This window comes from Moorena bouillonii PNG, assembly GCF_001942495.1.
GTDB lineage: Bacteria > Cyanobacteriota > Cyanobacteriia > Cyanobacteriales > Coleofasciculaceae > Moorena > Moorena bouillonii.
Window position 1 is genome coordinate 7,194,241 of the sequence record NZ_MKZS01000001.1, and the last position, 13,713, is coordinate 7,207,953.

The window sequence follows — 13,713 nt, forward strand, 5'->3', positions numbered from 1 at the left end:
GCGGCTAATCCCCCAAACCTTATTTAGGTATGATTTCTAGCCAACGAATCGCACGTATATCCTTGTACCAAGGGTGAGTCTTTTTGAGATTGGGTAAAGTTTTCTTTTGGCTGTAATAGTCAGGATTGTTTCTTAGTTGAGGAAGGTGACAAATAACAAGAGGACAGGCATTTACTGGAGATCGATTTTTTTCGTACCAATTGAAGCGATCTGCCAATAAATAATTATACTGAGAGCAAAGCATCGAAAGCCAGTTATCTATCTTAGCTCTTTGCTCTTTTGTTAGCTTTAATCGGTATTGGTACGCAATTCTCATTTTGCTTGTCCTCTAGCTTATCGACCTGTTACTATTCTAGTATACAGCTAGTCAAACCCCCAGTCATAATGAAAACAATAAAAATGACAATTAGACTTACAGATTTTGATAAAAAGCAATTACAGCAAGAAGCAGAACGAAGGGGAATGACTCAGTCATCACTACTTAGGAGCTTGATAGCTCGTTTACCCTTTCGCGTAGCGGAGGCCGTAGGCCACATCCAAGAGACTCTGTCCGCGATTCATCCCACACTCATGCTGCACATTGAGATGTGGGGCTTCTCGCGGTTTCAGCTAAATTATGGGTAAATCTTTCTTTAGTTTAAGAGATATCAGCCTACTACAGCCTTTGCCCTACACTCGTTCCTCCAATAAGGCTAACAAGGCTGCTTGTCACCCAGTCAGGTCAAAACTTATCCGTTGCTTCGATCAAAGCACTGCGTATACCTGGTTCTGCCATGGAATGACCGGCATCAGCTACCACGATCAACTCAGCTTCTGGCCAAGCCTTATGTAATTCCCAAGCTGATACCATCGGACAAACCACATCATAGCGTCCCTGGACAATCACCCCAGGGATAGATTTAATCCGGTCTACATTCCTCAGTAACTGGTCTTCTCGTTCAAAAAAGCCTTTATTGACAAAATAATGACACTCAATTCTGGCAAAGGCATCAGCAAATTCCCCCTCACCAAACTTTTGGATCAGGTTCGGGTCTTGAAAGAGTTTACTCGTACTTGCTTCCCAAATTGACCAAGCCCGAGCTGCTGAATTGCGGGTTTGAGGATCCGGACTGGTCAACCGTCGATAGTAAGCAGAAATTAGATCATGGCGTTCTGCTTCTGGAATCGGCTTGATATAGTCTTCCCAAGCATCAGGAAAAATATAGCTTGTTCCCTCCTGATAGAACCAACGAATTTCCTTTTGCCTGAGCATAAAAATTCCCCGCAAGATCAGTCCTAGACAGCGTTCAGGATGAGTTTGACTATAGGCTAAAGACAGAGTACTACCCCAACTACCCCCAAAAACTACCCACTGCTCAATACCCAGTTTTACTCGCAGTTTTTCGATATCACTAACTAAATCCCAGGTAGTGTTCTGGTCAAGTTCAGCATGGGGGATACTTTTACCACAACCCCGTTGGTCAAACATGACAATTCGCCATTTCTGTGGGTCAAAGTATTGGCGATAAACCGGTTGGCTACCACCTCCTGGTCCTCCGTGTAACACTACTACTGGCTGACCTTCTGGGTTACCAGACTCTTCAAAATAAATGGTGTGGAGGTTAGAAACTGTTAGGGTTTGCTGGTTGTATGGTTCGATGGGGGGATAGAGTTCTCGCATATTTTTGGCTTAGGGTTACAGTGTTCAGTAAATACAGTACATACAAAAGCAATGATCTCCAAACCTCTATGGTGAAAGTAATATGCTATTAATCCGGCTTAGCTGAGTGTTAGCTGTTTACAGTCAAGCGTCAACCGTCAACTGTCAACTATCAAATGATCAAAGAGTTTCTCAAGCGGAACAAATCCCTTCATCGCAGGGTTAAGCTCTATAAGCGTAGACAGCGCATTGTTAGGGATCAGCCAAGGTGGGATTTGGTCTTGAAAGGGTCTCTAAACCAATGGCAAAATGCCCTAAAGGCTGCCCAAACTGGCTCTAAGATTCTGGTAGCTACTAGTGTAGGTGGCGAAATCCATTGTATCACTTTAGAAAGTCTACTAGCAGTGGGGTTAACCCTCAGGGGTGCTCAAGTTCACATTTTGCTCTGTGATGGTATTTTACCGGCTTGTTTTTGGTGTGATGTTAGTTTTTACCCCAAACAGGACTTGTTTGTAAACCATGGTCCTAAACGTGACTTGTGTAACGACTGCTTTCCCCTAGCCGATCAGATCTATAAGCCCCTAGGATTGACTATCCATCGCTACAGTGACTTTCTCACAGATACAGATTACCAACAGGCCAAGGAGATAGCTAGTAGTCTCACGATTGCTGAGATTGAAAAGTACACCCTAAATGGGGTAGCTGTGGGAGAACATGCTTTAGCGGGAGCTCTGCGATTTTATGCTCGTGCTTCCCTGGAAGGGGAACCGAATGCTGAGCCAATTCTCAAGCGTTACTTCCAAGCGGCAATCCTGACCACTTGGGCGACCCGTCGGCTGCTGCAAACGGTTAAGGTTGATTGTGCTGTATTTAACCATGGCATTTATGTTCCTCAGGGGTTGACTGGTGAAGTAGCCCGTCAGGAAGGGGTGCGGGTGGTCAACTGGAATCCTGCTTATCGCAAACAGTGCTTTATCTTTAGTCACCATGAAACCTATCATCACCAGTTGATGTGGGAGCCAGTCAGTAATTGGGAAACTATACCGTGGACTTCCCAGATGGAACAGAAGTTGATGGACTATTTGAAAAGTCGCTGGCAAGGAACTCAGGATTGGATTTGGTTCCATGAAAGTCCTCAGTTTGACCTGACCAAAATTACTGATGCGGTAGGAGTAGACTTTTCTCGTCCTTGTATTGGCTTACTGACTAATGTGATGTGGGATGCTCAACTCCATTACCCAGTTAATGCTTTTCCGAATATGCTGGAATGGGTATTGACAACTATTCGGTATTTTGCTAAAAGACCAGAGTTACAGTTGTTAATTCGGATCCACCCAGCAGAAATTCGAGGGACTTTGCGATCGCGTCAACCCTTGTTTGAGGAAATTCGTCAGGTTTTCCCCACTCTCCCTCCAAATGTGTTTGTGATTCCCCCAGAAAGTCCCGTTAGCACTTATGCTGCTATCCTCCAATGTAATGCGGCTCTGATCTACGGCACTAAAATGGGTGTGGAATTAACTAGCATGGGCATACCTGTAATTGTTGCAGGAGAAGCGTGGATTCGTAATAAAGGCATAACTATGGATGCCAGTTCTGTAGAGGAGTATGTTCAGTATTTAGATCAGTTACCCCTAGGGGATGGCTTACCTGAAGCAATCATCAAACGAGCAAGAAAGTATGCCTATCACTTTTTCTTCCGCCGCATGATTCCCCTAGAGATGACCACCGAAGCAAGTAATCCATCGGAATTTAAACTTCAGGTATCTGATGTCAATGAATTTATTCCTGGTAAAAGTAAAGGATTAGATGTTATTTGTGACGGCATCTTGACCGGAACAGATTTTATATATAGTAATTAGTTAATTACCAAGTAAAATTATAATTTGTACTTGGTAATTAACTAATGATTAAACTATGATAAAAGTTGCTGTTGATGCTACACCAATCCGCCATAGGTTAAGTGGTATTGGGATGTATGCCTTAAATTTAATTCAGGCACTCCATAAGCTACAAGGTCAGGAAGACTTTCAGTTAAGTGTCGCCTATCAACCAAGTTTAAGAAAATGGTTATCTCGTGATTGGTCATTTCTTGAAGTGCTAACTAGGCATTTAGAGATTAAAAATCTAGAGATTAAAACTATACCGTTACCGGTTACAATCTCTAGTTTACTAGCCACTTTACCTAATCCCATCTTACCTTATTGTGAGCAATATTTAGGCAATCCTGATATCGTCCATGGTACTGACCATGTGGTTTATCCCTGTCAAAAAAGCTTGCGGTTGATGACGATTCATGACCTAACCTTTATGAAATATCCTCAGTATGTTAACTCAATTGTGAAAAGCTATACTGCTCGGGTAAAACAATGTTTACGGTGGACTGATTTAGTAATTACTGTTTCCCAGTCTACTAAACAAGATATCGTCAATTACTTAGGAGTGAATCCTGACAACATCCAAGTTATTCCTCAAGCTAGCCGTTACTCTACTCTAGATTTACCGAATACACTAGATTTACCGAATACCCAGGTGGAGTCTTTGCTGACATCAGTTAATTACGACTTCGCCCAACCCTATATTTTATTTGTGAGTACTCTTGAGCCGAGGAAAAATATTAATACTCTGATTGCAGCATTTAATTATTTAAAACAACGGCATCAAATTGAGCATCAGTTAGTACTGATTGGACAAAAAGGATGGTCTTATGAATCTATTTTTGCAGCTATTGCTAGATCCCCGTGGAAACACCATATTCATCATCTCGGCTACTTATCGGATCAACTGGTAGCCTGGTTTTACTCAAATGCAGATGTTTTTGTGTATCCTTCCTACTATGAAGGGTTTGGTCTGCCTGTCTTGGAAGCGATGACTTTGGGTGCTCCTGTAGTTACCTCTAATACTTCATCCCTGCCTGAAGTAGCGGGAGATGCTGCAATTTTAATTGACCCTAATCAGCCAATTGAATTAGCAGATGCTATGCTCAAGGTGATCAGTAATTCTTCGTTGCGGGAGGAATTGATTAGAAAAGGTAAGGAAAGAGCGATGCTATTCTCTTGGGAGAGAACGGCAAGGGAAACTCTAGCAGCCTATAAATTTTTAGTAGGAAATGGAAAAGGGGGAAAAGTAGTTGAGGGAACGAGCTTTGTAGATAATTAATGAGATAATTAATTAAATCATTAATCAGAATGGGATTGACCTGCATGTCACACGGGGCGCGATTGGCCGTAGGCCACGCTACGCGATCGCATTTCTGTTGAACCTGATTACTCCAGAAGCTCCGGGTCAATGCCCATCGCCCTTAACCGCTCTGCTAGCCGCTGTGACCGTTGCCGTTCTTGCTCTAATAACAACCGTGCCTGTTGAGCTTCTTGAGCTTCCCTTTCTGTCGAGGTCGGAATCCAGTTGTCTTCAGCATCATACCAACGCAACCATAACCGCTCAATCCCCTGGAAAGAACCAAGCCATACTCCCAACCCCAACTCTAGAGTTGGCATCCATACCCTCGGTTGATTCAGACTCATTTCCCGATAGTAACCGTCAACCCATTCAAAACCTCGCAGTTGGTCTGTATAACGGTCAAACACTACATAGTAAGGCACTCTCAGAATCTGCTCGTAAACCTGCCACTTCGTCGGAGGCTCGTTAAGTTCCTGTCGTGTCTGCCCTAAATCCTCTTTTTCCGTACCTGGTGACAGGAGTTCTACCACCACACTAGGGATTACCCCTTCTTGCCAGATCACATAACTTAAGCGTAAATCCCGCTGCTGATATAACTGAGCCACTCCCACCACCCCAAACCAGTCCGGACGTTTATACCACAACGGATGATTCACATCATAGTAAAGGTTCATGTCACTAGCCATAAATACCCATTCTGGTGAGTAAGTCGGCGGACGAAATGTTTCGCGTAACAGTTGTGGTTGTAACTCGTGGAATTGGTCGGGCAAGCCCGGTTCCTCCGGATCTTCACTCTTAAGATCATACATCGTCGGGAGGTACTCTTTTGGGGAACGGGTCGGGTCAGTTTGGTACATAGAATGTGAATTCTCAAGTCTGAAGTGTGAAGGTTAGGTTGTTTATTTGTTCACCTTTGGCCTCCCTGATCCTTCACAAGAATGAAACAGCCCTAGAGGCTTCAGCCGTGGGAGGATGTCAAATACCCATGTTCTAGGAGAAATTCCGGGGACATTTCATCCATCGCTTCAGCAGCTGGTACTCGATTACCCAGCAACTTATCGACATATTTCCCTAAAATGTCACTTTCGATATTCACCCAATTGCCAGTCCGTAAGTGGCTAAGATTGGTATGGGTGTAACTATGGGGAATCACCGCTACTTTGAACCAACTGCCGTTGGGGTCACACTCAGCAATCGTTAGGCTGACCCCATTGACAGCAATGCTACCCTTAGGAACAAGATAACGGGCTATCTTATGCTGCCACACATCCGTCAAAGAAGCTGGTGCTGTAAAGCACATTTCCCAGGAGTTTGGTGTTTGTAAAGATTCTGTTAAGCAGCCAATACCGTCAATGTGACCTGTTACAAAGTGACCCCCTAGTTTGCTACCCACACGCAAAGACGTTTCCAAATTAACGTAAGAAGTTGTCTGTAGCCTTTGTCCAAGGGTGGTGCGCCCCTGAGTTTCATCAGAAGCAGTGGTGGAGAAGCCTGTGGGCAAAACTTTCTCTACCGTTAGGCAAATTCCGTCCACTGCTACACTATCACCCGGTTCTAAATCTTGTAAGATAACATCCATAGCATCAGAGGTAGCGGAGACAATAAAGCGATCGCTTCCGATTGGTCCAATTGTGCCGAGAGCTTGAATTAATCCTGTAAACACTGTTGTTTATACTGTTCTTCTATAAGGGGATGAACTGGTGCAACTAGACTGTTAGTAGGAAAAGAGCTGGCATAGGTTTGTGTTTTTTTAGTGAAGTGGCCAAACAAATTTCCTGAGACTAAGGCATACTTGGAGAATACAATCTTGTTGATCTCACCGAATTGGATTCTCAAGGGCTGATCTTACCGTTGACCGGTAACATGACAAGAACAGATCTGGCAAGCGCAAGTTTCGGTGCCCGTCTGTACAGTACTAGTTTACCGCTTCGCTTTGATGCCCCTGATGCTGACCGTATTCTAGAGGCTAAGCTGATGATTGAAATGAGAGTTGCTGGCATTGCAGTAGATACTGTAACACGTAGCCCCATCGTGTTACTCAAAGATGTCTTAGATCGGCGTGCTCTGCCAATCTATATTGGGCAAGATCAAGCAAAGGCAATTATCAGTGCTTTGGAAAGACAAACACCACCCCGTCCCCTGACCCATGACCTAATGGTCAATTTTCTAGAGGAGTGGAGCATAACACTGGATCGTGTTATAATACACTCTCTCCAAGATAACACATTCTATGCCAGCCTCTGTGTTAGTCAGGGTGAGACAAAGAAAGAAATTGATGCTCGACCAAGTGATGCCATCTCGATTGCCCTGCGTACTGGTAGTCCGATTTGGGTTATGGAAGAGGTGATTGCTGATGCTTCAATACCTGTAGACCAAGATAAGGATGAAGAGGAGCGTCGAGCTTTTCGGGAATTTGTATCTAATATCCGCCCAGAAGATTTTCTTCACCGTGGAGGATATAGTCGTGGTAGCTAAAGCCAAAATATTGGGATTAAACGGGATTTAACAGCAACAATATATTAATTGCTCTGTCAAAAAATTATGGAGATGTTTCTGAAAGCCTTACCATTTAGCCATTGGTGAGAGTTTTTCAGATGCTCTAATCCTGATGCTCTACCCCAAGTGAGCGTTGGGATAAATGGATATATCCCAAACTATCTATACCTGAAGCTATACCCGAAGCTATACCCCAAGACAATCGATGGCCATCAACTGAGCTTTTTACGCAACTGTTTTTCGGGCAACGAAGGTTTTAAGCAAAGACTTTGATTATTCAAGCAGTTGGGGAACATGCGTTATCGGCGGTTTGGTAAAACTAATCTCCAGCTTTCAGTATTTTCTTGCGGCACCATGCGTTGCTTATCATCTGAGTCCAATGCTCAGAAGACAGTGCAACAGGTAATCGCTCAAGGAATTAACCACTTGGAAACTGCCAGGGGTTACGGCAAGAGTGAAGAATACCTTGGTAACATCCTGAAAGCTGGATTGTCACTACCACGAGACCAGCTATATATCACCACCAAGATTCCACCAACCCCTGATGCTGATTTGATGAGTCAGTGGATTAATGATTCCTTAGAACGTCTACAGCTCGACTATGTCGATTGTTTAGCAATTCATGGGATTAACACTGAAGAGCATCTATCCTGGGTAAAGTCTAACACTGGCTGTATAGCAGCTGTCCAAAAAGCTGTCGCCGAGGGACGTATAAACCATGTTGGTTTCTCAACCCATGGTTCAATAGAAGTGATTCTAGGGGCAATTCAAACAGATTTTTTTGAATTCATTAACCTACATTACTATTACTTCTTTCAACGCAATGCTGCGGCGATTGAATTGGCTAATCAGAAGGATATGGGGATATTCATCATATCTCCTGCTGATAAAGGAGGCAAACTCTACACCCCACCACCAACGTTAGAGAAACTGTGCCATCCCTTCTCGCCACTGGAACTGAACTATCGGTTTTTATTAAGCGATCGCCGCATTACCACCCTTAGTATTGGACCGGCTAACCCAGATGAGCTGACCCTGCCTTTAAGTGTGGCTAACCGAGACGAGTCTTTGAGCCCAATGGAAGTGGCAGCATTCTCTCGTTTGGAAACCCACTTGAACAATGCTCTAGGAACTGACCGCTGTAGTCAATGCTATGCTTGTCTACCTTGCCCAGAAACCATTAACATTCCAGAAGTCTTGCGGCTGCGCAATCTTGCTTTAGCTTACGACATGACCGAGTTTGGTCAATATCGCTATCAAATGTTTGAAAATGCTGGTCATTGGTTTAGGGGGGTCAAGGGAAACCGTTGTACCCAGTGTGGTGACTGTCTTCCCCGTTGCCCCGAACAACTGGATATTCCTTCCTTACTCTCTGATACCCACCAGCGTCTTAATGGTTCTCCTAGGCGTCGTCTGTGGGGATAAGGTTAGTTGGTTGTTCGCCCCGTATTCGGTTTAGGGTAGGTTGAAGGTTGAAGGTTGAAGGTTGAAGGTTGAAGGTTGAAGGTTGAAGGTTGAAGGTTGTTCGCGTAGCGTGGCCAAACGCGCCCCGCGTGGCCAATAGGCCAAGGCCAAGGTTAATGGGTATCACTATTGATTTGACTGATGCTTTAGTGCATTCCTATGGATAAAAAAAACACCGTTACTAAAATAAATCTTTTATACCTTGTGCCTTGTGTCTTGTGCCTTGTGTTTCTAGAGAGCTGTTTTCTGGTTGGGTGGAAGCCTAAACCAGTTTTAGCTCAAAAGACTATAGGAGTGCAGCCGGACACGGAAGCTGTGAATTTAAATGTCCTGCAGCCAGATAATCTTCCTAATGATGGGTCTGTGATTACTGCTGATACTATCTCTCAAACTAAGCTCACTACTCCAAGTTTCTGGTGGGCTGATGAACAGTTTGGCGGTAAGCTACTGGATAATTGGTTAGCTTATCCGAGTAAAGGCCGGGTAGATTTGGTAGTGAATCGTCAACTCTGGAGTCTGCTTAACTATCTGGGTAGGTATGCTTTTATTAACAAAATGGGAAACGTTGCCAGGGATTATGACTACAATACCAGAGTATTTAACCAGCGAGGAAAGCCTTTAGGAGCTTATACCTGTGATGGTAATTCCATGTGCCAGGTGGAGGTATGTATACCTGGTCAAGTACCTTTAGCTGGGAAAGTCTCGGCCTTTTGCCAGTTATCACAAAACTAGAACAGGCAATTTTCAAGTACTTCGCATTTCTTTCCACAAGGATTCATACTGCTTTTGTGTAGACTCTGGTAAGGGAAGGAGGAATTCACACTTGTCCAGAATTGCTGCTTCTGGCAGCAGTAGAGGATTAGATTGGATATCTTGTGGCAGCGTATTTCTTGGCATATTAACCAGAATCGGGGAAGCAGCATTAGTCAGTAGAGAAATTTCCTTGGCTGATTTGCTTTGCCAGCAAAATTGAATCCACTCTTGGCTTAAATCCGACCCAGAGTTACTTTCTGAGGAGTCAGAAGCAGAGCTTACTGATACGGGTTTTACCCATACATCTGACCACAGGGCTGTTCCTGACTGAGGTACCACTGCCTCAATTTGGCGATCGCGTGTTCTTAGTGCCAGGATATCCGTAGACCAACCCACTGCGACCCAGGTATCCCCCAACACTAGAGGTTTTAGGTAGTGATCCGAACTGTAGAATTTAACCTGTTTAGCCAGTTGTCGAAGTGCTGGTTTCAAGTCTTTGACTTGATTTAAATCCTGTTGATTATAGGATAAGCCTAGGTTTTTCAAGGTTAAACCAATCACTTCTCGGGGGTGGTCTAATACAGAAATGCGATCGCGTAAAGACTCACGCCACAAGTCACTCCAATCACTGGGAGTCCAGCCTAAGGCTTTGAACTTGTCACGGCGATAGGCAATGACAGTAGCACCCCAGCGATAAGGAGCACCCCAAATTTCTCTTGAGTTGTCTAGCTGACCAGTTTGGTCACGTTTGACAAGTTTCTGGTACTCTGGCCGCAGTTGTTTCCATCCTGGCAAAGTTTCTATCTTCAAAGGTTGGATCAATTCCTGCTCAATGGCTGACTTGAGCCAATAATCTCCTAAGGTAACTAAATCAGGACTTATCGGTGTCCTAGACCTAATCCGGATCAAATCTAGGGGAGACCAATCTTGGTTATTGCTGGTTTTGCCTTGCTCTTTCAAGGTTGTCAGGAGTTTGAATAAAGCAGATAGTTGTTTCTCCGGGTCAAAATTTAGCTTAGCCCGTAGTGTTAAGGTCTTACGAAATTCACCCAACAGCTGAACTGGGATTGAATTTTGCAACAGCCTTACCTTTAAAGAGGCTTGTTGTCCGATATTACAACCAGATGCTAACTGACTAAGGGCTATGGTACTAGCACCTAGTATCAAGGAGCGTCGCTTCATAAGTATTTCTGAATTTCCTATAGTTACCAACTATTTGACCTTAATTTACATTGGCTCAATAGCAACTACCATAGCTATTACCAATTAACTTACTTTTGTGACCTGTTAGGCCAACAACCATCTGCTAGATCTGATAAATCTAATCAATTAACAACTACTTATAGTCTGGCAGGATAAACCCATCTTATTTTGAAATGCCTACTCGATATGAGAGTCATAGCATAAGTAATTTTGCTTATCAATTTTGAAATCTTGTCTGAGTAAGGCTTCTATAATTTAGATGCGTTTGCCCTGCATAGTCTGGTTAACAAAACTAATATAAGTCAAGTATAAGTCAAGGGCTCAGGCATCTGAATCTACTGTTACATCACTGTTACATCACTTGATATCAATGATAGTTTGACTCTGATTAATTTACTTTTCTTCAGAGTAAGCACGATCCAAAGAAAGAACGAAAACACCAGCTTGGTCTTCCTTTTCCTCCCTCTGCTCTTTCTCAAGACACAGTCCTGTTTCAGACCTAACTCTAAAAAATCTAGATCTGTAAGATAGAGTGATGGGGAAATAGAAATATCTAGATCAAGCAGTTAATGCACTGATTGGTTATCTTGTCAACTTCTATTACTTGAGCATCTCTCTAGGAGTTAGAGAAGGTAAGGTAAGGTAAGGTAAGGTAAGGTAAGGTAAGGTAAGGTAAGGTAAGGTAAGGTAAGGTAAGGTAAGGTAAGGTAAGGTAAGGTAAGGTAAGGTAAGGTAATGATATCGGCAAAATCATCCGTACGTTATGTATTAAAAATAACTAATTTCAATAAATTAATTCCGAAAAAACCGATTGTGCTAATTGTAGTGCAGAACTTGGGATAAAAGACAATTATTAATTAAGGCTGAATTAATCAGGGTAAATATTAAGATATACAGCGGCTATCTGGCATTTTTGAAAAAATAACTCTGGAAAACCGACTCTAAGGAGTTTAGAGCTGATTTTTGACAGATTTTTGACAATAGTTAAATAAATCAGCAATTCATCGGATTTTGATCGTTAAGTGACTAGGATAAAAAAGAACTAAGTTATGGCAGTTTAAAATCCTATGGATGAATATCAAAATCAAATCATGGCTCTAAGTCATAGAGTAGATACTCTGTGCGAAGCCATCGAAAAACTCAGTTTGAAGCTTTCAGAAGGCCTTTCTGAACTCAAAAATAGTTCAAGGCAGGAAACTGAGCAATCTCAGCCAACTGGGCAACCGATACCCCGGACTAAGGAAAGTCAAAGTTCCATTAACCTACTGACCCAACATAAAGATGTGCTGATTGATAGTAACTCTGGGCTAGGTAGTTTCTCTAGCAATAGCAATAATAATATCTCTGCTGATATTCAAGTTCAACGCTTAACTGCCCAACTTACAGCAGCCTACAATCGGATTGCTGCCTTAGAAGAACAACTCCTAGCACAGCGAATTCATTCCTAATTGGCAGTCTTCTCCAGATTAGTCTAAGGGTTGAAGGTTAATAGGGAAAACAAATCAGCACCTCTGTGATTTTCTAACTAACTTGGTCAGACTGTAAAGTGTTTTTTCACTGGCTCCAACAACAATCACTTCAGAGAAAGACGATATTGCTCCACTAAGTTTTCAATGGCTTGAAGTAATTCAGCCGAGTTCCAGCCCTTATAAAGGTGTGCTGCGATCGCACATCCTCCAGCACCCACACCTTCTTTGACATATCCTTGCTCATATGCCTGTAGCTGAGAATAACGAGACTGGCTAAAACTCAATTGTGTTGCCAAAAGGGGTACACTCCCAATATCTTTTGCTAATCCAACCGTGTCACCAGTCGAGTCTTCTGCCACCCAGCGAGTTGTTCCCACAACTACTTGTGCTGGTTGCCATGCTAGGGAATTACCCTCAATCATACTGGGGTAGGCTAAACCCGACTCTGCCAATCCCTGTGCTAAGGTATAAACCGCTAGCATTTGGGTACCACCAGCGAGTAAAACGCCACAGTGACGACTAGCTGCCATTGCCATACCTGCTGCAGCAATTTGCATGGGATCTCCCACTGCTGCCACTAGCTTTAAGTGATCAAGTGGTGATGGTGTTAGGGCGTGAGAGGATGAGGAGGTGAGGGAGTGTACATGTGCGTGGTGGTGGGGCTGAGACAGTGAATGCTTCTTCCTAGGTTCGCTTTCGGGAAGCTCCCCGGCTCCCCTAGCCCCTAACCCAGCTCGTTCTAACCCCAGCTCCACCACCTCCCACTTTTGACCATGATTGCACTGGGGATGGCTACTGTTAACCTTACCAGCGGCATCAATCCCCAAAGCAGTGAGCAGACTAAGTGCGGTGGTAGTTCCCCCAACCACACACTCACTAATAATCAGATAGCTATCACCAACCACACTTGCTAGCTTTTCTCCCCACTGTAAACCTTGCCGAAATAACCGTTTCACTGTTTCCAGGGGCAAAGCATTTCCAGAAGTTAGGCACTTAGCAGGAATACCACCTAAGTCAATGGCTGGTACTGTCGGAGGGTGAGGTAAACCAGCATTGAACAAATAGATGGGTAGGTTAAAAGCCTCAACTACAGCACGGGAAATCAATACAGGGGATACTCCCACAGTTAGAGGAGGAAGGGGATATTGAGGTTGGCGAGTAACTCCATTGACCAAAAACTCAGCATCAGCGATCGCAGTATACTGACGATCATCTGGGGTAGCACCAGCAGCAGAAATGCCTGGAATCAACCCAGTAGCAGTGAATCCTAAAATACAAGCAAATACCGGTGAGCATCCCTGATACTGCTGTAACCACCGTTTTCCCTTTACCTGCTGGGTATAAACTCGGATCATTAGTCCTTAATCCTTAGTCCTTAGTTCTTATATGAAATAGAAAAAACATACTACACTACAGATTAATTGTGGTTAAAGGGAACAGTTAACTTTGGATAAGTTAACAGAATAATTTATAAAAAGTAGCAAATAAAGTAGTAAATATTTAACTATTTAA

General features: G+C 43.5%; 13 protein-coding genes and 1 pseudogene. 7 read left to right on the forward strand and 7 right to left on the reverse strand.

From position 1 onward, the window contains the following. Positions 1 to 55: 55 nt before the first annotated feature. A pseudogene (locus BJP37_RS29265) lies at positions 56 to 316 on the reverse strand (helix-turn-helix domain-containing protein); the annotation flags it as partial. A gap of 83 nt (positions 317 to 399) precedes the next feature. On the opposite strand from BJP37_RS29265, the gene BJP37_RS29270 reads away from it, so the two are divergent. After that, entirely contained in the window at positions 400 to 624 is a 225-nt protein-coding gene (locus BJP37_RS29270) for a hypothetical protein (protein ID WP_229415483.1), read from the forward strand. Positions 625 to 721: 97 nt separating this feature from the next. Here BJP37_RS29270 and pip read toward each other — a convergent pair whose 3' ends face one another. Continuing rightward, positions 722 to 1,660, reverse strand: a complete 939-nt coding sequence (gene pip / locus BJP37_RS29275; RefSeq protein ID WP_075904126.1) for a prolyl aminopeptidase — start codon at positions 1,658 to 1,660, stop codon at positions 722 to 724. Positions 1,661 to 1,815: 155 nt separating this feature from the next. On the opposite strand from pip, the gene BJP37_RS29280 reads away from it, so the two are divergent. Both BJP37_RS29280 and BJP37_RS29285 read left to right on the forward strand, forming a co-directional pair. Next, entirely contained in the window at positions 1,816 to 3,498 is a 1,683-nt protein-coding gene (locus BJP37_RS29280; RefSeq protein ID WP_075904128.1) for a capsule biosynthesis protein, read from the forward strand. A gap of 55 nt (positions 3,499 to 3,553) precedes the next feature. Continuing rightward, positions 3,554 to 4,795, forward strand: coding sequence for a glycosyltransferase family 4 protein (locus BJP37_RS29285; RefSeq protein ID WP_075904130.1), 1,242 nt, complete (start codon positions 3,554 to 3,556; stop codon positions 4,793 to 4,795). Between the two features lie 107 nt (positions 4,796 to 4,902). On the opposite strand, the gene BJP37_RS29290 is transcribed toward BJP37_RS29285, so the two are convergent. The 3 genes from BJP37_RS29290 to BJP37_RS42025 all read right to left on the reverse strand — a co-directional run bounded on the left by BJP37_RS29290 (position 4,903) and on the right by BJP37_RS42025 (position 6,652). After that, positions 4,903 to 5,673: a Uma2 family endonuclease gene (locus tag BJP37_RS29290; protein WP_075904131.1), complete on the reverse strand. Its 771-nt coding sequence runs from the start codon at positions 5,671 to 5,673 to the stop codon at positions 4,903 to 4,905. A gap of 101 nt (positions 5,674 to 5,774) precedes the next feature. Further along, positions 5,775 to 6,479, reverse strand: a complete 705-nt coding sequence (locus BJP37_RS29295; RefSeq protein ID WP_075904133.1) for a riboflavin synthase — start codon at positions 6,477 to 6,479, stop codon at positions 5,775 to 5,777. Beyond that, positions 6,464 to 6,652, reverse strand: coding sequence for a hypothetical protein (locus BJP37_RS42025; protein WP_214607781.1), 189 nt, complete (start codon positions 6,650 to 6,652; stop codon positions 6,464 to 6,466). Before BJP37_RS42025 ends, BJP37_RS29295 begins: the two co-directional genes overlap by 16 nt. Positions 6,653 to 6,790: 138 nt before the next feature. On the opposite strand from BJP37_RS42025, the gene BJP37_RS29300 reads away from it, so the two are divergent. The 3 genes from BJP37_RS29300 to BJP37_RS29310 all read left to right on the forward strand — a co-directional run bounded on the left by BJP37_RS29300 (position 6,791) and on the right by BJP37_RS29310 (position 9,508). Next, positions 6,791 to 7,291: a bifunctional nuclease family protein gene (locus BJP37_RS29300; protein ID WP_070396955.1), complete on the forward strand. Its 501-nt coding sequence runs from the start codon at positions 6,791 to 6,793 to the stop codon at positions 7,289 to 7,291. Positions 7,292 to 7,606: 315 nt separating this feature from the next. Next, a complete protein-coding gene (locus BJP37_RS29305; RefSeq protein WP_075904135.1) occupies positions 7,607 to 8,737 on the forward strand; it encodes an aldo/keto reductase in 1,131 nt (376 codons plus the stop codon). Positions 8,738 to 9,070: 333 nt separating this feature from the next. Then, positions 9,071 to 9,508, forward strand: coding sequence for a hypothetical protein (locus tag BJP37_RS29310; RefSeq protein WP_229415484.1), 438 nt, complete (start codon positions 9,071 to 9,073; stop codon positions 9,506 to 9,508). 12 nt (positions 9,509 to 9,520) lie between these two features. On the opposite strand, the gene BJP37_RS29315 is transcribed toward BJP37_RS29310, so the two are convergent. Further along, the gene (locus BJP37_RS29315; protein ID WP_075904139.1) at positions 9,521 to 10,711 is read right to left on the reverse strand and encodes an extracellular solute-binding protein; all 1,191 of its coding nucleotides are present in this window, start codon (positions 10,709 to 10,711) and stop codon (positions 9,521 to 9,523) included. 1,088 nt (positions 10,712 to 11,799) lie between these two features. Here BJP37_RS29315 and BJP37_RS29320 point away from each other — a divergent pair. Then, positions 11,800 to 12,180 carry a hypothetical protein gene (locus BJP37_RS29320; protein WP_075904142.1) on the forward strand — a complete coding sequence of 127 codons (381 nt, stop codon included), beginning with the start codon at positions 11,800 to 11,802 and terminating at the stop codon, positions 12,178 to 12,180. A gap of 125 nt (positions 12,181 to 12,305) precedes the next feature. On the opposite strand, the gene BJP37_RS29325 is transcribed toward BJP37_RS29320, so the two are convergent. After that, positions 12,306 to 13,556, reverse strand: a complete 1,251-nt coding sequence (locus BJP37_RS29325; RefSeq protein ID WP_075904144.1) for a nicotinate-nucleotide--dimethylbenzimidazole phosphoribosyltransferase — start codon at positions 13,554 to 13,556, stop codon at positions 12,306 to 12,308. Positions 13,557 to 13,713 lie beyond the last annotated feature (157 nt).